The organism is Pseudoalteromonas sp. CH_XMU1449-3 (assembly GCF_037027245.1).
Lineage (GTDB): Bacteria > Pseudomonadota > Gammaproteobacteria > Enterobacterales > Alteromonadaceae > Pseudoalteromonas > Pseudoalteromonas shioyasakiensis.
Genome location: NZ_JAYMDY010000008.1, coordinates 15,845 through 40,358, shown reverse-complemented (window position 1 = coordinate 40,358; position 24,514 = coordinate 15,845). Strand labels below are relative to the sequence as shown.

Annotated in this window: 19 protein-coding genes and 1 riboswitch; of the genes, 12 read left to right on the top strand and 7 right to left on the bottom strand. The window is 41.0% G+C overall.

From position 1 onward, the window contains the following. Positions 1 to 40 precede the first annotated feature (40 nt). Positions 41 to 625, bottom strand: a complete 585-nt coding sequence (locus WA256_RS11475) for a hypothetical protein (protein WP_062564538.1) — start codon at positions 623 to 625, stop codon at positions 41 to 43. A gap of 83 nt (positions 626 to 708) precedes the next feature. After that, a complete protein-coding gene (locus tag WA256_RS11470; RefSeq protein WP_062564539.1) occupies positions 709 to 891 on the bottom strand; it encodes a hypothetical protein in 183 nt (60 codons plus the stop codon). 265 nt (positions 892 to 1,156) lie between these two features. Between WA256_RS11470 and sbcB the strand changes: the two genes are divergently transcribed. Next, a complete protein-coding gene (gene sbcB, locus WA256_RS11465) occupies positions 1,157 to 2,602 on the top strand; it encodes an exodeoxyribonuclease I (protein WP_335991520.1) in 1,446 nt (481 codons plus the stop codon). Positions 2,603 to 2,641: 39 nt separating this feature from the next. Here sbcB and WA256_RS11460 read toward each other — a convergent pair whose 3' ends face one another. Then, entirely contained in the window at positions 2,642 to 3,523 is an 882-nt protein-coding gene (locus WA256_RS11460; protein ID WP_335991518.1) for an NAD(P)-dependent oxidoreductase, read from the bottom strand. Between the two features lie 114 nt (positions 3,524 to 3,637). Between WA256_RS11460 and WA256_RS11455 the strand changes: the two genes are divergently transcribed. Further along, positions 3,638 to 4,153: a glutathione peroxidase gene (locus WA256_RS11455; RefSeq protein WP_335991515.1), complete on the top strand. Its 516-nt coding sequence runs from the start codon at positions 3,638 to 3,640 to the stop codon at positions 4,151 to 4,153. After that, positions 4,119 to 5,102, top strand: a complete 984-nt coding sequence (locus WA256_RS11450) for a 2-hydroxyacid dehydrogenase (protein ID WP_130167186.1) — start codon at positions 4,119 to 4,121, stop codon at positions 5,100 to 5,102. Before WA256_RS11455 ends, WA256_RS11450 begins: the two co-directional genes overlap by 35 nt. Positions 5,103 to 5,198: 96 nt before the next feature. Here the strand turns inward: WA256_RS11450 and WA256_RS11445 are convergent, their stop codons facing one another. Then, positions 5,199 to 6,524 (bottom strand): sodium-dependent transporter, encoded by a 1,326-nt coding sequence (locus WA256_RS11445; RefSeq protein ID WP_335991514.1) that lies wholly within the window; start codon positions 6,522 to 6,524, stop codon positions 5,199 to 5,201. A 148-nt stretch (positions 6,525 to 6,672) separates the two neighbouring features. Between WA256_RS11445 and WA256_RS11440 the strand changes: the two genes are divergently transcribed. Beyond that, positions 6,673 to 7,410 (top strand): 4'-phosphopantetheinyl transferase family protein, encoded by a 738-nt coding sequence (locus WA256_RS11440; RefSeq protein ID WP_335991512.1) that lies wholly within the window; start codon positions 6,673 to 6,675, stop codon positions 7,408 to 7,410. On the opposite strand, the gene lysC is transcribed toward WA256_RS11440, so the two are convergent. Next, the gene (gene lysC, locus WA256_RS11435; protein ID WP_269407906.1) at positions 7,387 to 8,766 is read right to left on the bottom strand and encodes a lysine-sensitive aspartokinase 3; all 1,380 of its coding nucleotides are present in this window, start codon (positions 8,764 to 8,766) and stop codon (positions 7,387 to 7,389) included. The two genes, WA256_RS11440 and lysC, sit on opposite strands and share 24 nt — an antisense overlap. 81 nt (positions 8,767 to 8,847) lie before the next feature. After that, a riboswitch (Lysine riboswitch) is annotated at positions 8,848 to 9,020 on the bottom strand. Positions 9,021 to 9,108: 88 nt separating this feature from the next. Further along, positions 9,109 to 10,359, bottom strand: a complete 1,251-nt coding sequence (nhaD, locus tag WA256_RS11430; protein WP_054551492.1) for a sodium:proton antiporter NhaD — start codon at positions 10,357 to 10,359, stop codon at positions 9,109 to 9,111. Between the two features lie 148 nt (positions 10,360 to 10,507). On the opposite strand from nhaD, the gene WA256_RS11425 reads away from it, so the two are divergent. The 5 genes from WA256_RS11425 (at position 10,508) to WA256_RS11405 (ending at position 17,835) form a co-directional block, all read left to right on the top strand. Continuing rightward, a complete protein-coding gene (locus WA256_RS11425; protein WP_335991507.1) occupies positions 10,508 to 11,782 on the top strand; it encodes a hypothetical protein in 1,275 nt (424 codons plus the stop codon). 2 nt (positions 11,783 to 11,784) lie between these two features. Then, entirely contained in the window at positions 11,785 to 12,330 is a 546-nt protein-coding gene (locus WA256_RS11420; protein ID WP_058585203.1) for a condensin complex protein MksE, read from the top strand. Continuing rightward, positions 12,330 to 15,116 carry an ATPase gene (locus WA256_RS11415; protein WP_335991504.1) on the top strand — a complete coding sequence of 929 codons (2,787 nt, stop codon included), beginning with the start codon at positions 12,330 to 12,332 and terminating at the stop codon, positions 15,114 to 15,116. The genes WA256_RS11420 and WA256_RS11415 overlap by 1 nt, the downstream gene beginning before the upstream one ends. Positions 15,117 to 15,279: 163 nt before the next feature. After that, the gene (locus WA256_RS11410; protein WP_058585205.1) at positions 15,280 to 15,834 is read left to right on the top strand and encodes a DUF4136 domain-containing protein; all 555 of its coding nucleotides are present in this window, start codon (positions 15,280 to 15,282) and stop codon (positions 15,832 to 15,834) included. A 162-nt stretch (positions 15,835 to 15,996) separates the two neighbouring features. After that, complete coding sequence (locus WA256_RS11405) at positions 15,997 to 17,835, top strand: TonB-dependent receptor plug domain-containing protein (RefSeq protein ID WP_335991502.1); 1,839 nt, start codon at positions 15,997 to 15,999, stop codon at positions 17,833 to 17,835. 166 nt (positions 17,836 to 18,001) lie between these two features. Here WA256_RS11405 and WA256_RS11400 read toward each other — a convergent pair whose 3' ends face one another. Then, positions 18,002 to 18,250: a YkgJ family cysteine cluster protein gene (locus WA256_RS11400; RefSeq protein WP_054562006.1), complete on the bottom strand. Its 249-nt coding sequence runs from the start codon at positions 18,248 to 18,250 to the stop codon at positions 18,002 to 18,004. Between the two features lie 158 nt (positions 18,251 to 18,408). Between WA256_RS11400 and WA256_RS11395 the strand changes: the two genes are divergently transcribed. The 3 genes from WA256_RS11395 (at position 18,409) to WA256_RS11385 (ending at position 24,511) form a co-directional block, all read left to right on the top strand. Next, positions 18,409 to 19,581, top strand: a complete 1,173-nt coding sequence (locus WA256_RS11395) for an efflux RND transporter periplasmic adaptor subunit (protein ID WP_055020814.1) — start codon at positions 18,409 to 18,411, stop codon at positions 19,579 to 19,581. A 3-nt stretch (positions 19,582 to 19,584) separates the two neighbouring features. Further along, positions 19,585 to 22,737, top strand: coding sequence for an efflux RND transporter permease subunit (locus tag WA256_RS11390; protein ID WP_130167106.1), 3,153 nt, complete (start codon positions 19,585 to 19,587; stop codon positions 22,735 to 22,737). Between the two features lie 157 nt (positions 22,738 to 22,894). Further along, positions 22,895 to 24,511 carry a L,D-transpeptidase family protein gene (locus tag WA256_RS11385; RefSeq protein WP_304637795.1) on the top strand — a complete coding sequence of 539 codons (1,617 nt, stop codon included), beginning with the start codon at positions 22,895 to 22,897 and terminating at the stop codon, positions 24,509 to 24,511. Positions 24,512 to 24,514 lie beyond the last annotated feature (3 nt).

Genomic DNA, 24,514 nt, shown 5'->3' with positions numbered 1-24,514 from the left:
AAATGATAGTATGAGACTGAAAATCATCTAATAATTAATGTTAATTTTTTGTTCTAAACGGCCAGCTTGGACTAAGTAATAGTTTTAATTTGGTTTTCAAAAGACCCGGAAACAACATCACAACAGCAAGTACAATACTAATGTAGAGCACTATAAAGCTATACATGTAGTGTATGTAGGCGTGTTCTTCTTGAATGTTTAAGACAACAAATTTAACCCACACAATTAAATGTGCGATTGTCACTACGATCGTAAGCTTAAATACACTTAAAAACAGCTCTCCATACTTATAGCTGAATCGCTGATGCAATTTGTATAGGATATATAAACTTAAGAGGTTTATCCCAGCCACACTCAGATAAACATTTTGAGCAATTCCACTTTCACCGGTTTCTTGCACGTAGATCAGTACTTTTTCCATCAGTAGAGATGTAAGTTGATATTTAAAAACAACCACGGCTATTGATAAGAAATCACTGAAGAGCTCTCTATTTCGTAGTGCTCTATAAAATGATAGGACTAAAGCAACTGCATAACTTATTGCAATGATAACTTGCACTGAAAACACTTTATGAACAGCTGTTGCTACAAGCAACTCATTGTATAATTCGACTAAATATTGCATGAATCATCCTACTAAAGATGTTCATAATCATAATCTTATAGTATAAAAAAAACCAGCTCTTGGCTGGTTTTCTTTACTTTATATTAATTTTCTTTTTTCTTCGGGTTAAGAATGATTATCCCACCAGTTCCCTGTAATTCTTGATTTTTCTTTTTAGGGTTTAGAATAATAATTCCACCAGTACCTTGAAGTTTTGTAGTATCAAAGCTAGGAGCTGGTGCTGCGTCGAATGCTAAAGTAGATAGTAATAAAGCTGATAAAGTCATTTTTTTGTTCCTTCATTGTTAAAGATAGTTTTCGTTAGCAAATACCGAGCCACTAAAATACAAATTTGGGTAAAAACTAACGACTAGACCCTATATAAGCATAAAATTAAACCGTTAGGCCATTTTTTATACTAACCGTGTGTGCAAAACGTACGCTGAACAGCATCAAACCGTTTAGCTCTATAAACTAGCTAGGCTCTATGCCATAATTCTGTTAATTCAAAAAATAAGTCAAAGCGGCCCAACGCTTAGCAAGGTTTAATGCATGGCATATCCAGAACAACAGCAACCAACAATTTATTGGCACGACTACGAAACATTTGGCGCAAGCCCGCAAAAGGACCGCCCGAGTCAATTTGCAGGTATTCGTACCGATCTCGATTTGAATATTATTGGTGAGCCGTTAATTGAGTATTGCAAGCCAGCTGCCGATTACTTGCCCCATCCTGAGGCGTGTTTAATAACGGGTATTACCCCACAAGTTGCGATGCAAAAAGGCTTAGTTGAAGCTGAGTTTATGGCAAAGATCCATGCTGAATTTAGCCAACCTAATACCTGCGTTGCGGGGTATAACAGCATCCGCTTTGATGATGAAGTTACACGTTACAGCTTATATCGTAACTTTTATGACCCTTACGAGCGTGAATACAAAAACAATAATAGCCGTTGGGATATTATTGATTTAGTCCGAGCATGTTATGCACTGCGCCCAGAAGGCATTGAATGGCCGCTTAAAGAAGACGGTACGCCGAGCTTTAAGCTCGAGCATTTAACCGTTGCCAATGGCATTGAACACGCTGCTGCTCATGATGCTTTAAGTGATGTAACGGCAACCATAGCGTTGGCAAAATTAATAAAAGAAAAACAACCTAAGTTGTATCAGTTCTTCTTTAGCTTACGCTCTAAAAAAGCATTGGCTGATTTAGTTGATGTATTTAACATGACACCATTGGTGCACACCTCATCACGAATTCCAGCAACCCAAGGCTGCACCAGCTGGATTGCACCAATGAGCTTTCACCCAGTCAATAAAAACGCCATTATTTGCTTTAATTTGACAGAAGATCCGCAAGTCTTATTAGATTTATCAGTTGAAGAGCTACGCACGCGTCTTTACACAAAACACAGCGACCTTGGTGAAGACGAAGCACCGGTAGGCTTAAAACTCGTGCATTTAAATAAGTGCCCTATTCTTGCACCAGCAAAAACCTTGTTGCCAGAGAACGCAGCCCGATTAGGTATTGACCGCGAAAAATGCTTACAAAATCTCGCTATTTTAAAAGCCAACACAGAACTTCGCGACAAAGTCACCGAAGTGTTTAACGAACAGCGTGATTACGGCGAAACCACTAACCCTGACTATCAACTTTATGATGGTTTTACCAGCCATGCAGATAAAGCTAAATTTGCTATGATACGTGATGCAAGCCCTGAGCAATTAGCCTCAATGCAGCTTGATTTTGATGATAAAAAGTTTTCTACCTTGTTATTTAGATACCGTGCTCGAAACTGGCCACACACCCTTAACCAAGATGAATTAGCCACTTGGCGCCAATATTGCCAAAACAAGCTAATGCATGGTGAAGACAGCCCGTCGATCAGTGGCCAAGATTTCATGATCACCCTAGAAAATCTAGCGCATGAAAATGATGATAACGAGAAGAACCTGCATATTTTAAAAGCCTTGTACAATTACGCACAAAGCATGTAATAAAAAACGCGACAATAATTGTCGCGTTTTTTATGAATATTACTTTTTATGTAACGCTTCGATACGCGCTAATAAACTAGAGGTGTCGAAGCGGCCGCCGCCTAAAGCTTGTACATCGGCGTAATATTGATCAACTGTTGCCGTCATCGGCAAAGTTGCGCCGTTTGCCTTTGCCTCATCCAAAGCGATGCCTAAATCTTTACGCATCCAATCAACAGCAAAACCAAATTCGTATTCGCCAGCCCACATTGTTTTGTAGCGGTTTTCCATCTGCCATGAGCCTGCAGCGCCTTTAGAGATGGTTTCAATTACTTTTTCACCATCAAGGCCAGCTTGTTTTGCAAAGTGTAAACCCTCAGCCAAGCCTTGAACCACACCAGCAATACAAATTTGATTTACCATTTTACAAAGTTGACCAGAGCCTACTTCACCTAATAATTGGCTAAAACGGCTAAAAGCAGCCATGACAGGTTGAACAACATTAAAGTCAGCTTCGTCGCCACCAACCATCACAGTTAATACACCATTTTCTGCACCCGCTTGGCCGCCAGAAACCGGCGCATCTAAAAATGCGATGCCTTGTAATTTCGCTTGAGCACCCACTTCACGTGCCACTTCAGCTGATGTTGTAGTGTGGTCAACTAAATAGCTGCCCTCATGCATGCTTGACAGCACACCATTTTCACCATAAACAACTGAACGTAAATCATCATCATTGCCTACGCACAAGAAAACGATATCAGCCCCTTTTGCGGCTTCACTTGGAGTTTCAGCGTATTCACCTTGATATTCTGATACCCACTTTTGCGCTTTAGCCGTTGTGCGATTGTAAACTGTCACGGTGTGACCTGCGTTGGCAAGGTGACCCGCCATTGGGTAACCCATTACACCTAATCCGATGAAGGCGACTTTCATTGACATAAAACTGACCTATTTGAGTGATAAATTAGTAATAATTTCATTATCTCAACCGAATAACTAAAAAGCGAATGAAAAAAAGTTCATTTAAACAGTTCAAAAACACACAGGTAAAACATGGATAGTATATATCGTTTCAATGCCCAGCTTGCATCTGGAGAAAACTTTAGCCTTGAATCGTTACAAGGTAAAACAGCGCTTATTGTCAATATAGCCAGCAAATGTAATTTTTCAGTGCAAATGGCAAGCCTTGAAAAGCTTTATCAAGACTATAAACAGCAAGGATTTACCGTACTCGGTTTTGCCTGTAATCAATTTGGCCACAATGAATCTCTAGATGGCAATGAGCTACAAGCCTTTTATCAGCAACACTTTGATGTTAGCTTTCCCATTTTTAACAAAGTGTTAGTGAACGGCCCAGAGGCCCATCCTTTATTTAATTATTTAAAGTGTCATACCCGTGGAATAGCACAAAACCGCGCAATTAAATGGAATTTCACCAAATTTCTTATAAACTCAGAGGGTCAACTCGTTGCGCGATATGCCCCGCGCACCAAACCCGAAACCCTCAAAATGGTGATAGAGAGTAATTTAAATGATGAAACTGGCCTTATTCAGTGCGCAAAAGTATGAGCAACCGTTTTTTGAAAGGAATCTAACTGAATACGCTGAGTCTGTTTCGCTCAGTTATTTTGAGCAATCCTTAAACAGCAATACCACGCCCCTCTGCCAAGGTTTTGATGCAGTGTGCGTGTTTGTAAACGATACGGTCGACAAACACGTCATTGCAGATATGGCGGCTGTTGGCATTAAAGCAATCTTATTACGTTGTGCAGGCTTTAACAATGTTGACCTTGATGCTGCCAAAGAGCATAACATCAAGGTTTGCCGCGTGCCTGCATATAGCCCAGAAGCAGTAGCAGAGCATTGTATTGCACTCATGCTAACGCTCAACCGAAAAACCCATAAAGCCTTTAACCGAGTACGTGAAGGCAACTTTGATTTAAACGGTTTACTTGGTTTTAATCTGTTTAAAAAAACTATTGGGATTATCGGCTGTGGCAAAATCGGTTTAGCACTGGTAAATATATTAAATGGCTTTGGGGCGAAAGTACTCGTTTGCGACCCAATGGCTGGTGAAGGCCCTTACACCCTATGCGATTTAGACACATTACTCACACAAAGTGATGTCATCTCATTGCACTGCCCGCTCAACGAGCATACCCATCATTTAATTGATGCTAGCGCATTTGAGAAAATGAAAGACGGTGTCATGCTGATTAACACTTCTCGTGGTGCACTTCTCGATACTCAAGCCTGTATTCAAGCGCTTAAGTCTAAAAAGCTGGGACACTTAGGGCTTGATGTGTATGAGCAAGAGTCAGAGTTATTCTTTAAAGATCACCGTGAAGAAATCATGCAAGACGATATTTTTTCACGCCTTATTAGCTTCCCGAATGTGTTAGTGACAGGCCACCAAGGCTTCTTCACCCAAGAAGCACTTAGCGAAATAGCCTGCACTACATTGCAAAGCGCCAATGAAATAAGCCAAGGTTTACCATTAACTAACGAAGTTATTTAAAGCAAGCGCACCTTAAATTAAAAGGCGTGAGGTTTAAACCCCACGCCTTTTACTTTTTCCTTTTCCCTAGCAACTAGCAACTAGCAACTCAAGTTTCTATTTCAACAACGCCACGTTCACAAAAACCGCCGTCATTAATAACGGACAGACAAAGCGAATGTACTGGGCAAACCAATAATGAGGGCCGCTAGATACTTGATGCAAATTATTACCACGCTGCCATAACCAGCCAACAGTAATGAAATAGAACAGTCCCATTAAAGGTAATTGGTACTGTGTAAGCACCATAATCACTAAGCCAAATAACCAGTCAAAGTTTAAGATGATAAGTGATGAGGCAATAAATACGATTAGCGTCACAAATAAGGTTGCTTTTTTACGCTCAATACTGTGATTCTCAACTAAAAATGCCACTGGAATTTCGGTCGATGAGATGGTTGATGTCACTGAGGCAATCGACATTAATACAAAGAATAATAAGCCAACGAGTAAACCCACTTGGCCCATAGTGCTAAACAGCTCAGGTAAAATCGCAAATATTAACTGCCCTTCACCAACCAATTTACCACCGCTAAATACCTCTACACCGTTATGCTGAGCAACAAAAATAGCCGGAATAATCAATAAACCTGCTAAAAAGGCCACACCGGTATCAAGTAGAGCTACAGTGCCAGTTAATCTAGGTAGGTTCGCATCTGGTTTTAAATAAGAGCCATAAACCATCATACATCCTACACCTAACGACAATGAAAAGAACGCTTGCCCCATTGCCGCAATAATTAAGTTTGCATCAAGAATTTGACTAAAATCTGGTACTAAGTAGGCTGCAAAACCATCCATCGCACCATCAAGTGTGGCGATATAAGCAATTAACGCCACTAATAACACTAGCAATAATGGCATTAAGCGGCGTGACCAAGTTTCGATACCTGATTTAACGCCTTTTAAAATAATACTCGCAGTAAGAATAAGCATCAGCGGTGTAAACACAAAGTTGCGTGCCATGGAGTCGCTGTGTAAAAAGTTACTTAACTCAGTAAAACCAAAGAAGTTTGCGATTGGCTCAAGCGCATAAGCGAGCATCCAGCCTGCGACAATCGAATAAAAGCTTAGCATTACAATCGCACCAAACAAGCCAACATAGCCTGCTGCAGCGCCTACTTTAGGCGCAGTCTCTTGCCATGCATTTGATAATGCTTTTACCGGATTAGCTTGTGCTTGATGGCCTAAATATAGCTCAGTATAAAGAGCTGGAAGCGCTAATAAGAAAATAACAATAAAATAAACAAGTAAAAATGCACCGCCGCCATGGTTTGCCGCTTGTGTTGGAAAGCCCCAAATATTACCTAAACCTACCGCCGCACCAGAAGCTGCTAAAACGAAACCTAATCGACTTTGAAAGCCGTCACGAACTTGTGCCATACATCTACAAATCTGTTATTATTTTTCCTCATTAAACCATAATTACAGTCAACTGCGTAAACTATTTGCGTTTGTTCGTGCCTATAAATGTGCATCTGCTGTAAAAATAAACAAAACTAAATACGAGCCTTCGTGTAAGCGTTAAACCATGAGCTGTCACTACTTTTCGAATACTCTTATCATCGAGCAGCAAAGCCAATCAACGGCCAAAAAAATTATGCTGATGGATGCAGCACGTATTGATGTTGCAAGTTTACCCCTTGATAAATTACTTAGTGAGTTTGAGTTAAGTGTGCTTGAAAAACGCAAAGTCCCTGCTGCCAAGCAAGAGTACTTAGCGACTCGCCTAACGTTAAAATATTTGTATCAACACGCTTACCCTAATGACGATTTAGCCCTCAATGAAATATCGAGCCAGTTTGATGACAAAGACAGCAAGCTAAAGCTACATACCCCGGTTAGAGAACCTGTGTGGACCTGTTTATCACATTCAAATGGTTTAATTGGCGCTGCTCTTAACCCAGAACAGCAGCTATTTGGTTTTGATATTGAACAAAGCAATAAACCTCGCCCTTTTCTCAAACTCGCAAAGTACTTTTATCATCAAGATGAAGTTGACTTAATTAGCCGTTTTGATGCTCCCGATGAACAGGCACAGTGCTTTTTTAGAATTTGGACGTTAAAAGAAGCGCTTGCCAAAGCAAGTGCTCAGCCTATTGCGAAACTACTTGCCCCTAATGTATTTGAAGAATTGAGCAAACATAATTTCAGCGCGAGTAGTAACTCTATTGAAGGGTTTGATATAAGTGTTGTGGCACAAAAAAGCACTGACTGGCAGTGCTCTTTTATTAACTTTAATGACTTACGCCGCGACTTGGCTTTCTAATAGTCGGCTGTGAATAGCCTGCACGACTTCATCTGACTCACTTTGCTCAACTAAGAAGCACAGGTTATGTTTACTTGCACCGTGGCAAATTAAACGAATATTAAAATCACTCAATACCTGCATTAAGTTCATTTCTTGCTGACGTAATTGAATCTCAGAACCAATTAAAGCCACCAGCGTTAAGTTATTCTCAACCGACACATGACAAAACTCAGAAAGCTTATCTAAACAAGCTTGATCAAGCTCAGGGCGTGATGCATTTGGTGCGTTATCTAAAGTGATTGCAACACTGATCTCTGAGGTAGTAACCAAATCAACCGAAATATTAAACTCACTTAAAATAGTGAATACACGGGCTAAAAAACCACTCGCTAGGAGCATTTCTGGGCTTTTAACCGTTAACAGAATTTGGTTTTTACGCTGTGTTACGGCACGAATACCTGGTTGCTGAGATTTTTCTTTTTCAATCCATGTTCCACCTAATTGCGGCTCACGGCTTGAACCAACAAACACACTAATATGGCTTCGGCTTGCAGGTAAAATTGTTGCCGGGTGCAGTACTTTCGCACCAAACGTTGCCATTTCTGCCGCTTCATCAAAGCTTAAGCGTGCAATTGGGCTTGCTTTAGCGCATAAACGCGGATCAGTACTGAAAATACCCACAACATCGGTCCAAATATGCACGCTTTTTGCGTTAATTGCTTCAGCGAGTAATGCAGCACTGTAATCTGAACCACCACGGCCTAAAGTGGTCGTTTGATTGTGCTCATTGCTACCAATAAAACCTTGGGTTACCACAACATGGTCATCAAGTAGCGGCACTAAATGCTCTTTAGCAGCCGTAGCGGTTGCTGCAACATTTGGGGTAGCTTTAGCAAATTGGCTATCTGTTTTTAGCACTTTACGTACATCAAAACGCACCGCATCAAGACCTTGCCCGCGTAATACTTGAGTAAATAAATACGATGATAAACGCTCGCCAAAGCTCAGTAGTTCATCTTGATCTGCTACTGACTTAGCCCCGTCTGATGCTAGCTTTTGAAAAGCCTTAAGCGTTTCATTAAAGCCATGTGCTAAATCAGCATCCAGTGACAGCTCCGCCAAGATTGCTTCTTGAATGGCGACAACGCCAGTAATATGCTCATCACGTTCAGCCGCACTCAAATCAGCTTTACACAATGCAACTAAATGATTGGTCACGCCTGCACTGGCACTCACAGCAACAATACGTACTTGATTATCAGCACAAATGATTTCAGCGCAGCGGCTCATAGCATCAAAGTTAGCTACACTGGTGCCACCAAATTTTGCAACAACGTAATCTGATTTTGTGTTGGCGGCTAATTGGGTATTCATGTCGTCTCCTTTTGTGGAAAACTATCCACAGTAATTCAAGAAGAACTCGGCAAGGGGGTGCTTTGAAAATAAAGAGTAGTCCATGCCAGAAGCTCTCCACCTAGTTTGGTGACAGTTTTGAGGATTCAGCCCCATAAACCGAAAAATAACCGTGACGCCCGGTTAATTTTCTCGGCGAGTACTTCCCTCATTAATGGTCATCGGCGTTCGTCACCTCACATTAATTACCTAAGTATCGCACCTCTTCTGAATGTTAAGTTAACACCTGGTTAAAATAACAAAGCCTGCTGTTAAAAGCAGGCTTCGAAAGTTAACGTTTAGACGTCTAGCTGTCAAGTTGTTTTATGAAATTAAACTGCCCGCTAAGTGCGAACCGTAATAACCAACGGTATAAGCAATTAATAAATAAACCGACATTTTAAGATAGCTCATAAAGGTTAGTGCTTTTACCTTACTCATGGCAATAATACCTGCCGCAGAGCCGATTATAAGCATTGAGCCACCTACCCCTGTTGCGTAAGTAAACGATAGCCATTGCTGAGGGCTCATTACGATGTCTGCTTTTAATAGTGCTGCAGTTAGAGGTACGTTATCTACCGCCGCTGATAATAGCCCCATCAAGTAGTTGGCATATTCCGGTGCCATCAACTCATATAAGTGAGTAAATTTAGCAAGCATGCCCACTTCTTTTAATGCGCCAACCAGCAATAAAACACCAACGAAGAACAATAAGGTGTCGTATTCAATTTCACGAATATAATCGATGATTTTTTTGTTAACGTCTTTTTTGCGCATTAAGAATTGCGCAACCAAAAACATCAGAGATAAACCAAATAAAAAGGTTAATAACGGCGGCACACTATAAAGCACACTCAAAGTTAACGTAGCAATAATCGTCGAGAAGAAGATAACCGCAATGGTAATATCTGTCTTTTCGATACGACGGGCTGCTTGCTTTTCAAACACAACATTACCCGACATACCCACCGACAACATCGCCGCGAGCAGAGCAACACTTGTCAGTGCAGGGGCAATTAATAATAGTAGATTAGCAATAGTGACTTTTTCGTCTAAGAAAATCATCAGGGTTGTAACATCACCCGTGATCAACGACACCCCACCCGAGTTAACACTAAATACAATTAAGGTTGCATATTTTATTAATTTTTTAGGATCTAACTTAAGTGACATCACCACCGCAAGCGAGATTAAAGTCGCGGTTATGTTGTCTGATATTGATGAAAATAAAAACGCAAAGCCACCAATCAGAAACATCAGCTTTCGTTCACTGATTTGATTTGGCATAATTTTATGAACAATATTCTGGATAAAGCCTTTAGAGTTCAAATAGGCTACAAAGGTCATCGCAGCCATTAAGAACAGCCACAAAGTCGCGATTTCTAATATGTTGTGATCCAGTTGATGTTGTATGGTTTCTGGGCTTTGCCCATGAATTGGAGAGATAAATAAGATAATCCAGCATAAAGTGCCAAAAAAAAGCGTCGTTTTGGCCTTGTTTACATGGATAATATCCTCTATAACGATAAGCAAAAATGCCACCGCTATCAGGGTTAGGATAAGTGGGGTTACCATGGTGTTTGAACAACCTTTATAATAATGTAAAAATTGTAAGTCGAGTGTTTCGGCGCGGATTCTAGCAGCATAGAAAGCATAAAACTATTCTCAATTACATAATTTAATACTAATCGCTAACACCAAAGTCTGAATTTACTGGAGCCTTATGATCCCAGCTAAAAAGTTATTAAATACCCTTACTGAACATTGGGGGGTGTTAGAACTGCTATTTAAACGTTTTAAGATGGCTGATTTCAGCTTGAAAGACGTACAAAATGCGATAAAACAAAAACAACCTTCATGGTCAAATGAACGCATTTATAAAGAAACAAATCGTTTATTGAATCAAGATATTATCATTCCACTGGCAAAATCATCGCAGTTAGAAATCAACCGTGCGATCGCCGATTTTGCGACTTTCTTGCTACAAGAAGAGCACTTAGGTCTTGCCCAAGAAATTAGCGTGCTCGTTGATGACTTAGCTCGCCTTGGCAATCGCCTTGCTAAAGCCGGTGAAATTGAAGATTACGACGAGCTTCGCCGCTTTAGCCGCATTATGGATGATCGGGTACGCAAAATAATGAAATTGTTTGCCCACAATGAAAACGCAATTTTAAATATTGTTGAGCAAGCAAAAGCAGACAACGCGGTGCAATCACTGCAAAAACGCTATCAAGCAGTAATTGAAGCATTCGATGAATACATCGAGCCTATGCTGGAAATGGTGGATATTCGTGGTGACTTCCACGCTTGCTTTAATACCATCGAAGCGCAAATTAGCGCGCAAATAGAGCAAATTGACCACCTTGGTAAGTCATACCAAGACAAACGCATGCTAGAGCAATTACGTACCCGTATTTTAGAAATGCATTTAGTTGGTCGTGAAAGTTTACGTAAAAGCGCCGATATGTTGATGCCACTACGTGAAGAGTTACGACGCAACAACCTAATTACGCGTCAAGCGGCTAAAGTGCTTGGTTTAGTGCGTAAAAATGGCGTCGATAACATGTTAAGTGCAGTACAGCCTAACTTTGTCTCAGACGCGCAACGTTTTTCACTTGGTCAGCAACGTCATATCGTGGCCTATATGGCAGGCTTAGTTGACTTTGAGCACGATGAATATCAACTACCAGAACATGATGATGTGCCCGCCTATCAAAGCCCACATATTCCTGATTACAACGACGTTAAAACACAATTTAGAAAACGCTTTAAAAAAGCCAGCAAAAAAGCTCAGCCGCTGCTTAGTTTCTTAGATGAAAGCTACCCAGACTTAGAAGCTGACGAAATGCTGTTCTTGTATCAAAAATTAATTAGCGATGGCGACCTTGAGATTAGCCAAAGCCAAGAGAAAGTAAAAATAAAAATTGCCCAGCAACACTTCTCTCTTTACCCATTTAACTCATCGATTGCTGACGATAATAAAGCAACAGAGCAATAACCATGACAGATATTAATTTAGATGATTTAACGCATCTGCAAGCTATTAATAAAAAGCTCACATCAGGCTACCACATTAGCGAACAAGACACGCTGATGTGGCAAGAGCTTGATCAACACATTGATGCTTATCGCGCATTATTTAACGCCCTTGGCCATGACCTACAACATGATAGCCGTGGCTATTACTATTTTGGCAGCGACGAAAGCACCCCAAATATGGGTAAAATTTCGCGTGCCATCGCACTGACTATCTACATCTTGATTGAGCATTATGCCAATACTGGTAAAGATCCAATGCGTGCCTTGTTTGACGAAGTAAACGACCTTGAACTGATGCAAACCTTAGTGCAAATCAACAAGCACCTGTTTGATCAATTAGAAATCTTCTCAGGCTCAGATTTACGTAAAGACGTTTATCTACGTATGGTACGTTTGGGTCTTGCTCGCGAAGTAGAAAACGGCTTTATGCTGCAAGCACCTATTTATCGTTATATCGATGCATTAATGGAAGTAAACGAAGAAACCTACCTAGGAGATGACGACTAATGCAAAGCCAAAGCCTATACGGACTCAGCAAACTTGCGCTTTTAAATACCGCTGGCTATGCAAAATGCGTGATCCCGCTGGATAAAAGTAGCTCAATCTGTGCACCTAATAATACTGGTAAAAGCTCGGTAATTAATGCCCTACAATTTCCACTGATTAATGATTTACGTTTAACAGAATGGGATGGCCACGATTTAGATGAAACCCGAAAATTCTACTTTTCGTCAGATCAATCCTATATTTTACTCGAAGCTGACCTACCTAATGGCCCTGTGGTGATTGGTGTTGCCGGCCTTGGTAAAATTGCTGGTTACGCGCATCAGTTTTTTTGCTACCAAGGTAAGTTGAACCTTGAACACTACACTCAAGGCAAAACCATTGTAAAATTCACCAAGCTTTTTAATCACTTAAAAGAGCAAGGTTTCAATCCAATTGAATTAAAGGCGCAAGAGCTAAACGCCCTACTCACTGGCGGCGCAACCCCATTTGATGGCGATATCAACTTAAAGATGATCCCCCTCAATAACGTGCAAGACTCCGCGATTTACAAAGAAATTTTCCGCCGTATTCTTAACTTGCACAAGTTAGGTGCCAGTGATGTTAAGCGCTTTATGTTACGCGTATTTGAGCGCCATATGTCAAACTCACGGGTCGACTTTTATGAAGTGTGGCGACGTTCATTCGATAAAGTGAATCGTGCTAAACGTGAATTAAAAGCCCTTGAGTCAATGCAAGAGCCAATTGCAGCTCTTGAATCTATGCTTGAAAACCAAACGGTTTTAAAAGGCAAACTTGCAGCCTATGCGCCAAAAATTGACCAAGCACTGATTGACTTTGAAACCTATCAACAAGAGCAACTCGCTGAGCTTAATATTGCCCTTGAGGATATCGAACACAAAAAGCATGAATTCGACCAAAAGCAGCAGCTGTATATTCAGCAATCCCGTGATATTGAACGTAAGCAAACACAAATTGAACAATGGTTTTTAGACTATCGAGCACTTAAATCTGAGTTTGAATTAGTTAATAAAGCCACCTTAAAAGTAAGCCTTACTCAGCTTAAACAAGATTATGAATCGCTATCGCATTCATTAAGCAGTGCCCAAGGGCAAAGCTTGCACACGCTTGATTACCGTATTAGCGAAACACAAAAGCAAATTAAGAGCTTAAAACTGCAGTTAAAGAACCTTGAGTTCAATTTATTCACCCGTATGCGTGAAGATTTATCTTTAAAAGAAGTTGAAGAGATTTCGCGTATTCTAAACCCTGATATCTTATCGTTTGCCACCACCAGCAATGGTGATGTTGAGATCACAGACGAAGATGCCTTTGGTGAGTTCTTAGAGCAGTTATCGGCAAATGTGAAAGGCGGTGTACTGACTCTTCCTGGCGCGACGATTAAACTTAAAAAGCTAAGCCCAGTGCAAATGCAAACGGGCGAAAATAAAGAGCAATTAACCGCGCAACTCGCTGCCCTAGAAAACTCACTAAAAGAGTTTAAACAACAACGCGAAGTCGCTGCTAATGTCGCCGAAAAGCAAAAAGAAAAAGATGCTTTATATGATGAGCTAATGGCCTCAGAAGAAGCATTAAAACGCTTTGAACAATTTGAAGTGATGCAGCAATCTATCGATGCACAAACTCTGCTAAAAGAGCAGTTAAATGCAGAACGCGAACAAGTTGACGACTATCTGCAAGACATTCAAAAAAATAGTGGCTCAATCAGCGACCGTCGCTCAATTATCAAGTCGAAAAAAGATTTGCTTGCCCGCCAAGCCGACCGTTTACGCCAAGTTAAATCTGAACGTATCGATCACACGCTTGATTTTTACTCAGGCAAAGTCACTCCATATATGATTGAAATCAGTATTGATTTTGATAACTTAAGTGACCTCATTCATCACTTTAACAAAGACTGCCAAGAGCTACGTAACTTTGATATCAACGTACGTAACACCTACATGCATATTTACAATGCGGGTATTACTAAATTTGATAACGAAAACGATGAGTTTACTAAATACGAAAAGCTTATTAGCGCGTTTCATAACATCGATAACGAGCGCGATGCGGTTGAACGTCAAGGCCGAGTTGCGTTAACCGAAGTAGCCGCCACTATTAAGGGCTTACGTGAAGACTTGGACCGCCTTCGCCGCGAAATGAACAGCTTTAATAAAGGCATTAGTCAGCACCGTATCTCTAACCTTCAAGCATTCAAAATTAATGTTATTCCGCGCAAGATGCTGGTTGATAGCATTGATACTATTATCAGTACCTCAAATCAGTTTGAGCAAGGCGATACCCTAGATCTATTAAGCCAAGAGCCTTATAGCGAATCTGCGGTAAACGAAGCGAAAGATCATTTGATTAAGCTTGCCTCAGAAAAAGCCGGTTTAACACTGACCGACTTATTCGATATTCGTTTTGAAGTCGTGAACCGTGCTGGTGAAACTGAGCACTTCGAAAAAATCGATTCAGCCGGCTCTAATGGTACACGTATCACCATTAAGCTACTTTGTGGCATGCTGTTTATTCGTTACTTATTAAGCGACCAAGAACAAAACTTGTATCGTATTCCGATTTATATCGATGAAGCAGCCGATATCGACCCACAAAACCAAAAAGCAATTATCGAAACTGCTCTTAGCTTTGGCTTTGTGCCGATTTTTGCCTCAGTTAAACCACAAGTTAGCTGTGATTACATCGTCCCTATTCGTACTGTTAAAGATGGTGCTCAAAACTGGGTGGATGAAAAAGACTGGATAGAAGTGGAACACACCGTTTAATTACAAAAATTAATCATTGATTCAGTCAAGGATGACTATGTTTACAAACTATTACAGTACTTTTTTGTAAATGTGCCATAGTTTTTAAATAATCATTCAGTTGAGTATTATTTGTGTTATGTTATCAATCAAGTAGTGGAAATTTTGCCAAGGAGCAAACAATATGAAGAACTTATTAATCGCGACGGCTGTATTATTTTTAGCGGCTTGTGCTAAAACGCCTGATTGGGATTACGACAAATCAGCAGATTTTAGTAATTATAAAACCTTCTCTTGGGTACCTAATGCCAGCTTGACTAAAAACGTAGCGAACTACCAAATTAGCCCTTTAATGGAAAAACGGGTTCGTGACGCTGTAAATGCTGAACTTGAAAAAAGCGGTATGAAGCTAGTTGATTTAGCGCAAGCAGATGTACTAATTAACTATCACGCCTCTGTTGATACTAAAATTGATGTAGATACCTTTAACGTGGGTTACGGCGCACGCTGGAATTACTGGGGTATGGGTTACAACACGCAAACAACTGCTCGCGAATACGAAGTGGGTACGTTAATTCTAGACGTGGTAGACCGTGCTTCTAACCAATTAGTTTGGCGTGGTGCGAAAGAAGGTCGTTTACAAAAGAACCAATCACCTGAAAAGCGCACTGAAGTTATCAAAGAAACTGTTGCTAACATTCTAAGTAACTTCCCACCGCAATCAATTAATCAAAACTAAACACTGTTTTAGTTAAAAGACCGCGCAATTAGCGCGGTTTTTTATTGCCTGCTGAAATCTGGTTGGAGTGGTATAACTCAGTGATTCAGATACAATACCCACAATTTTCAGTGCGCCTAACTAGCCACTACCCCAGATTAAACAAAATCAAGAGAGTTTTAGATGGTACGCGCAGTACAGCTTACACTTCCCGCATTATTCGTCACTTGCTCAGTACTAGCAGAAGACACCAACAATATTGAACAAATCACCGTTGAAGTTTCAGCAACCGCAAATAAAGAACCTGTAGGTACTTTTGATGCGCCGGTATCAAATTTAGAATATGACCCGCGTGTCGATTTGCAATCGCGTAATATGGCTGAAGCACAAGCTGATGTCACCATTCGCGGTGGTATCTTTGAAAATACTGGCTTTCGTGTCGGCAGCAGTACATTATTTGACCCTCAATCTGGTCACTACTTTGCTGAAATTCCAATTGCACCACAAATGCTAACAGGACCTTCAGTACTTACAGGTGCTGATAATGCCCTTTATGGAATGAATAGCTCGGTTGGTACGGTTTCATTTGGCTGGCGCCCTATCACGAGTACCGGTAGTGTTTCACTTGGCACAGGTACGAATGGCTTTAATTTACAAAGTATTCATGCTGCTCATAGCCAAAAGCTGGATAGCAAACCTGATTGGCGATTAGGTTTTGAGGGTGAATACTCGCACTCAAAAAGTGATGGCTCAATTGATAATGGCGACCACGACTTTGAACGTGCCTCAGCGCGTATTCAACTTGCAAGCTCTAGCTCACAAACTGATTTAATGTTCGGACGCCAAGAGAAGTTTTTTGGTTGGCCAAACCTTTATACGCCATTTAACTTTAACGAAACAGAAGATCTTGAAACCAAGCTTTTCATGCTCAATCACAAGCAAATGTATGGTGAGAGCAATAGCCTTGAAGTGACTGGTTATTATCGTAAACATAACGACCATTACGTTTTGTCTCGTGAAAACCCAGCTATTTTTGAAGCGTTTCACGAAACCACGGTTAAGTCATTAGCATTATCTGGACGTCACCGTTTAAATGACCGCTATGCAATTAATTATGCTGGGCAATTTATTGCTGATGAAATTGAATCAACATCTCTTGAAAACAATTTTACATCACGTAATTACACTAAGCTAAGTATCTTGCCTGAGTACAAATCAGCCCTTACAGCAAACAAAGAGCTTACTTTACGTGTTGGCGCTGCATTTGATGATACGAACCGTGATAGTTCAGCTACCTCATTTATTGCCGATGCCAGCCTTAAAGTAGCTAATCAAAATGGCAGTGAACATACTTGGTATGCGTCATACGCCGAGGCAACACAAGTTCCCGGTTATACCGCCATCGGCGGCAGTGAAACGGGCGGATTATTCAGAAGTAACTACAGCCTTGAGCGCGAAACCACCGATAACCTTGAATTAGGTTTACTGATTGAACAGTCTTCATGGCGTTTAGATTCAGCTATTTTCTACCGTAAAGATAAAAACCTTACGGATTGGACATATCGCTTTGATGCAACCTCAGCTCGTTTTGCAAACCCGGTTGATATAGACACCTTAGGCGTTGAGTTTTTAGCGAATAAATCGTTTGAAAGCACTGAGTTGATTGCCAGCTACACCTATTTAGAAAAGTCAGAAGACTATGGCACGGCAGATATTGATGCGAGCTTTTATGCGCTTAACTACCCTGATCATCGTGTAACACTGGGTGCAGTATGGCAACCAATGGATGTACTTGAGCTGCGTATCGATAACGAATGGCGTAAGCAACATAGTAACCGCTTACGTAACTCTGATGATGAAGCCTTCTTCACGCAGTTAACGCTAAAATTCACCCCAGCTCAGCTTGATAATGTGTTTGTTACCTTTGCAGCTGACAACATTTGGGATGAATCTTTCGAAGAAGTACCGGGTACCCCAGGCCGCGGCGAACAATACACTCTTAGCGCTACCTATACGTGGTAAGCAAAAACAATAATGCCAGTCAATTGACTGGCATTATTGTGTCACGTTACCTTTCGAGGTATCTATCAAACCATAACCAAAATTATATTAAACGCCATAAAGAAAACTTTGCTTATAAAAATTACACCTCAGCAACCGTTAAAAAGTGTTAAAGGTTTAATCTTTTTTAAGTCATCTGCTCAAGTTCGGTAATTAAATACAGTGCTTGTTCATTAGTAGTGCCACACACATCAATAGTGGCAGAAAAGTCACTACACACCTTAGGCCTTGATTCATCACCAAATAATTTACATAGGTTATTATCATCAAGTTGAATACAGCGCTCCCCCGCTGCTTTGCCGTTTGGCATTCCTGGGATCGGTGAGCTAATACTGGGTGCAATACAACAGGCGCCACAGCCTAATCTACATGCCATTTTATCTGTCATTGAGTACCTCTTATAGAACCTTTGTAGCGCCTTTGTAATATGTGTAATGGTTTGTTACATCTTCAAACGCCTTGTAAACACTTTATTGCGTATGCTTAACCTATCAAATTTATTTTTAATTACCGTCAACCGTGAGGGACTATCCCGTGGCTAGTAAAAAACAAATCATTCTCCCTATCGCCGTATTAGTCGGCGGACTTGGAATGGCATTCGCATTTGCCTCTATGAAGCAACCGCCAGTCGAAAAACCAGAACAAGATCTGCGCCCGCTTGTATCAATCAAACCGTTAAGTTTTGACGCTATTACCCTTGATGTAAAATCATACGGTATTGTTAAACCTAAAAACCAAACTGAACTTGTTGCGCAAGTGAGTGGTCAGGTTGTGTCGTTATCAGATCAATTTGTACAAGGTGGATTTGTTAAGCAAGGCGACATTCTAGCACGTATTGACCCAAATGATTACGAAGCAGCACTCATTGAAGCCGAAGCCGGTTTGGCACAAGCAAGCTCTGCACTCGAGATTGAACGTGCACAGGTGTCAGTTGCGCAAGCTGAGTGGGACCGCATCAAAGGTGACTCAAACCAAGTTATTCCATCTGAGCTTTATTTACGTAAACCACAACTTGCTGAAAAACTTGCAAGTTACCGTGCAGCGCAAGCGAGTGTAAAACGAGCTAAACGTAATCTTGAACGTACATATATTAAAGCACCATACGATGCGATTATAGACGAGCGTCTAATTAGTTTAGGTAGTGTAGTAAACCCAGGTAACAGCTTTGGTAGCCTGAGCTCAACGTCATTGGCTGAAATTCGTTTACCTGTGGCAGATAAAGATCTGCAATACCTAAATAACCAAGGAATTGGCGCCAGCGTATCAATTAACGCTGAATTTGCAGGTAAACAAACAACCTGGCAAGCAACTATCGTACGTAGCGAAGGAGTTGTGGACCAACGTAGTCGCATGAATTACTTGGTAGCGCAAGTAGCAACGCCTTATGAGCAAAAGCAGCCATTACGTTTTGGCTCATACATTAACGCCACTATCGAAGGCCGAGCGCTGGATAATGCGATTGTTGTTCCGCACCATTTAGTTAAAGACAAAAAAGTCGCTGTTTTACAAGATGGCGAAACGCTTACCTTTAAAACACTTAACATCGTTCGCGAACAAAATGGCATGGTGATCGCCGATAATGGCCTTGCTAATGGTGAGCAACTGATTACCTCGGCACTTGAATACCCAACTGAAGGCATGGCGGTCAAGCTAGATGACGCAAAACTGAGTGTGCCAACAACACAGTTAGCGTTAAAAGAGGAATAAGCCATGACCACGCACAGAGAAAAAGGGCTTATTGCCTGGTTTGCTCGCAACCCAGTTGCTGCAAACTTACTTATGATTTTCATTTTAGTGGGTGGCTTATTGACTGCAATGTCGGTGCGTAAGCAAATGTTCCCACAATTTGAAAGTAACTGGATCAGTATTCAAGCTGTCTACCCAGGGGCTGCGCCACAAGAGGTAGAAGAAGGCATCACCATTAAGGTCGAAGAGTCTTTAGAGGGTCTCGAAGGCATTAAGCGTTTAATTACCTATTCGAACCGTGGTTTTTCACAAGCTTGGATAGAAATCGAAGAAAAGTACGACCCGCAAGAAGTACTCGATGAAATCAAGATGCAGGTTGATTCAATCAATACCTTCCCTGCGGAGATGGAACGCCCAATTGTTCGCCGTGAAAAGTTTGAGCAAGAAGTTATGATTCTCGCGCTGTATGGCGATATGAGTAACTACCAGCTCAAAGAACTTGGTAACGACATAAAAGATGAGCTACAAGCTTTACCACAAATTAACTTGGTCAACTTTTACAGTGGCTTAAACTATGAAATTGGCATTGAAATCAGCCCAGATAAACTACGTGAGTATGGTTTAACTTTCCGTGATATTGCCACAGCCGTTCGCAGCTTTTCTGCCAATATGTCTGCAGGTCAAATTCGCTCTGAAAATGGCTACATTTCGATGCGTGTTGAAAATCAAGCGTATCGTGGTAAAGAGTTCGAAAATCTGCCTTTATTACACTTACCAGATGGTGCACAAGTTTTCTTAGGTGATGTAGCAACAATTAATGACGGCTTTGAAGAAGGCTTACAATACTCTAAGTACAACGGTAAAAACTCACTAACTTTTGAAGTAAATGCGTCGAAAGATCAAGACATCACTAAAGTTGCTGCGGTATTAAAAAAATATCTAGCAGATAAAGCACCACAGTTACCAGCAGGCGTAAAACTATCACCGATTGTTGATTTAACTTACTACCTTGAAGGTCGTCTAAACATGATGATCGACAACATGATTTGGGGTGGTATTTTAGTGATGGTAGTACTGGCGCTATTTTTACCACTACGCTTAGCATTTTGGGTAATGATGGGCTTACCTGTGTCATTCCTAGGTGCATTTTTAATGATGCCATTGGGCTTTATAGACATCACTGTTAACTTAGCTTCTTTATTCGCATTTATACTGGTGCTCGGGATAGTCGTTGATGATGCTATCGTCGTCGGTGAGTCTGCCAGTGCTGAAATTGAAAAGCATGGTCACAGCCTAGATAACGTAGTGCGCGGCGTAAAACGCGTTGCTATTCCTGCAACCTTTGGGGTGTTAACCACAATTGCCGCATTTTTACCACAAACACTGGCAACAGGGCCTGGCTCTGCGTTTTCTAAAGCCATTGGTGGTGTAATTATCCTATGTTTAATTTTCTCACTAATTGAGTCAAAACTAATTTTACCGGCTCACTTAGCAGCCATGAAAAATAAACCTGCGAATCCTAAAAATCCATTACATCGCTTACGTTTAGGTATGGATAAAGGCCTCAAGAACTTTGTTGATAATTACTACACACCATTTATTGGCCGCTGTATTCATTACCGTTACACCGTGATTGTTGGCTTTATCTGTGTGCTTATTGTTAGTGGCGGTATGTTCGCTGGTGGTTTAGTGAAATTTGTTGCGAATCCTAAAATTCCACATGATTTCCCGCGTATTTCAGTTGAAATGAACTTATCTTCGTCTGAGCAAGCAACCCTTGAGACAGCGCAAACCATTGAAAAGCTGATTTTAGATGTCGATAAACAACTTGAAGAGCAATATGGTCAAGCGATGATCCGCGACTTATCGGTTAGTTTACGCGGTCGTACAAGTGCACGCATTATGGCGATTTTGGTCGAACCGGACTTACGTCCTATTGATACCTTCCAATTAAGTGCAATGTGGCGCGAACAAATGCCACCACTGCCAGGTGTGAAAACGCTGAATATTGAAGACAGTATCATGAATGGCGGCCGTGATGATGGTGATGTAAGCTTTCGCTTAGAAGGCAAAGATATCAATAAACTCAAAGAGGTTGCCGCTAAGTTAAAAGAAAAGCTAAATAGCATGCAAGGCGTAGGTGATGTAAATGACTCACTACAATCAGCAACTGATGAGGTTCAACTTGAACTTAAACCGCTTGCTTACAGCTTAGGTTTAACCCTTTCAGATGTGGCATCACAAGTTAGCTTTAGCTACTACGGTTTAGAAGCGCAACGTATTTTACGTGACGGCGAAGAGATCAAAGTAATGATCCGCTACCCTCGTGAATCGCGCAACGCAGTAAGTGACATCACAGATGCACGTATTATTACACCAACTGGTGTTGAAGTACCGCTTGCTGAAGTTGCTAAAGTAAACATTGTAGATGGTGTAAACCGTATTCGTCGTGAAAATGCTAAACGTACTGTAAACGTTTGGGCTGCGGTTAATACTGATCAAGCTGAACCATTTGCCATTGCAAAAGAAATTCGTGACGAATACTTACCTAGCCTACTGAAAAGCTACCCAGGTGTAGAAAGTAATGTAGCTGGTCGTATTCAAGAAGAAATGGACAGTGTGGCAGAACAAGTACGTGACTTTGCTTTATCAATGATGATTATCTTTGCGTTACTCGCTATTCCACTACGTTCGTACTCACAGCCATTTATTATCATGTCGGTTATTCCATTCGGTGTCATTGGTGCGATGTTCGGTCATATGATTTTAGGTATGACAATGAGCAGCTTATCGGTATTCGGTATCATCGCGGTTGCAGGTGTGGTCGTAAACGACTCGCTAGTGATGGTCGACTTTGTCAATAAAGCTCGCGCCGAAGGTGTAGCAATCAAAGAGGCTGTAATGCAAGCCGGTGCGCGTCGTTTTAGAGCAATATTACTGACCTCAATAACGACCTTTATTGGTGTATTACCAATCATTATGGAAACAAGCTTACAAGCAAAAATCGTTATCCCAATGGCTGTATCACTGGCATTCGGGGTGTTATTTGCAACGGTCATTACGCTTATTTTAATCCCTTGTCAGTACGTCGCGTTAGAAGACTTTAAACGCTTAATTGGCAAGCTAAGAGGTAAAAAAGCAGAGCCAGAAGCAAAATTACAAACAACCAGTAATTAAGCCCCTCTCAAGATCCCAACCGAACGCTTGGCAATAAATTTGCCAAGCGTTTTTTATTTAAAAATATGTTCCTATAAATCGTATTGTTTTGCTAAGCTTAAAAGAGCAAAAAAGAAACAATTCAAGAAATTACTAAATACGTTATAAGGACATAGCTATGAAAATTCTACGCTACACAGCTTTGGTAAGTTGTTTATCCATTTGTATGCCTGTGCTGGCTGAAAACCAATACTTACAACAACAGCTTGAGCCTATTCTGATTGGTGAATCTCACAGTATAGAAGGACAACAAATCCACTCCCCTGAAATGACCGTTGCCACCTATAAAGCAAATAGTTTTGAACGAGTATGGGACAACGTAAAATATGCCAAGCAAGCGCTCAACTTAATTGCGCAAGCAGAACTTGAAGGGCTATCTCCTAACGACTATCACTTTGATACATTAATGGCGCTGGCCAGCGAAATAGATAAACGCGGAGCGGATGCCGTAGAAGCCCAGTTTGATGTTCTGATGACAGATGCCGTCATGACCTATGCAAAACACTTAATTCGCGGAAAAGTTAACCCTAAACAACTAGCAGCCACATGGAACTATGAACAGTTTGATGTCAGCCCAGATGCTGCAGCGGCCTCATTACTTAAACGTGTAAAATCCAAAAGCCTTGATAAGGGACTTGAAAATCTAAAACCTGTTTTGCCTCATTATAAGCGTTTAAAAGACGCCCTTGTGTTTTATCGAGAGCTTGATGCTACTGGCGAGTTACCTGACTTCGCACTACAAAACAAGGTATTAAAACCCGGGCAATCAGACCCAGCAGTGCCGCTTTTAAGACAAAAGTTAAAACGACTAAAGTATTTTGACGGCAGTAACAGTGATGCCACTGATTATAACGATGAGCTAGTCGCAGCAGTTAAACGCTTTCAGAATGCGCATCAAGTTGCTGATGACGGTGTGATTGGCAATGCGACGTTAAAACTACTCAACAAAGATTACAGTGAGTACGTTAATGATATTTTAGTAAACCTAGAGCGCATTCGTTGGGTTGATAACACCCTAACAGAGCGCTTCTTAGTGGTAAATATCGCAGGCTACTTGCTGTATTTATTTGAAGACAATAAATTAAAATGGCAAACCAATGTAGTCGTAGGCAGAAACTACACCAAAACGCCAATATTTAAAGGGCAAATGAGCTATATCGTGATGAACCCAACCTGGACAGTACCGAGGAGTATTTCAGGTGGCATCATCAAAAAAATGAAAGAAAACCCAAACTACTTAAACGAGAAAGACTTTGTTGTGGTTGATAGTCGCCGTAACCCAGTTGATAGCGAGAGTATAGATTGGCCGAATGCTAGCCGCAAAAACTTCCCGTATTGGTTTGTACAACAGCCTTCAGAGAATAATTCATTAGGGCAAATCAAGTTTATGTTCCCTAATAAATACTCAATCTATTTGCACGATACTCCTGCAAAAAGTTTATTCCAGCAAGACCAACGTGCATTTAGCCACGGCTGTGTAAGAGTTGATGATCCATTCACCTTAGCTGAGAAAATCTTAGAAACCTCGGATAATTGGAGTCGTAGTGAAATTGATGACGCTATTGCTGCAAAAGAAACTAAAAAAGTCAGCTTATCAAAACCGCTAGACGTACTTTTAATGTATTGGACCGTTGCGGGTAACGACGAGGGCCTACAATTTTATACCGACGTTTATAATCGCGATGGCGCATTATTAAAAGCACTCACCACACCATTAGCAAACAATACAATTTAGAGG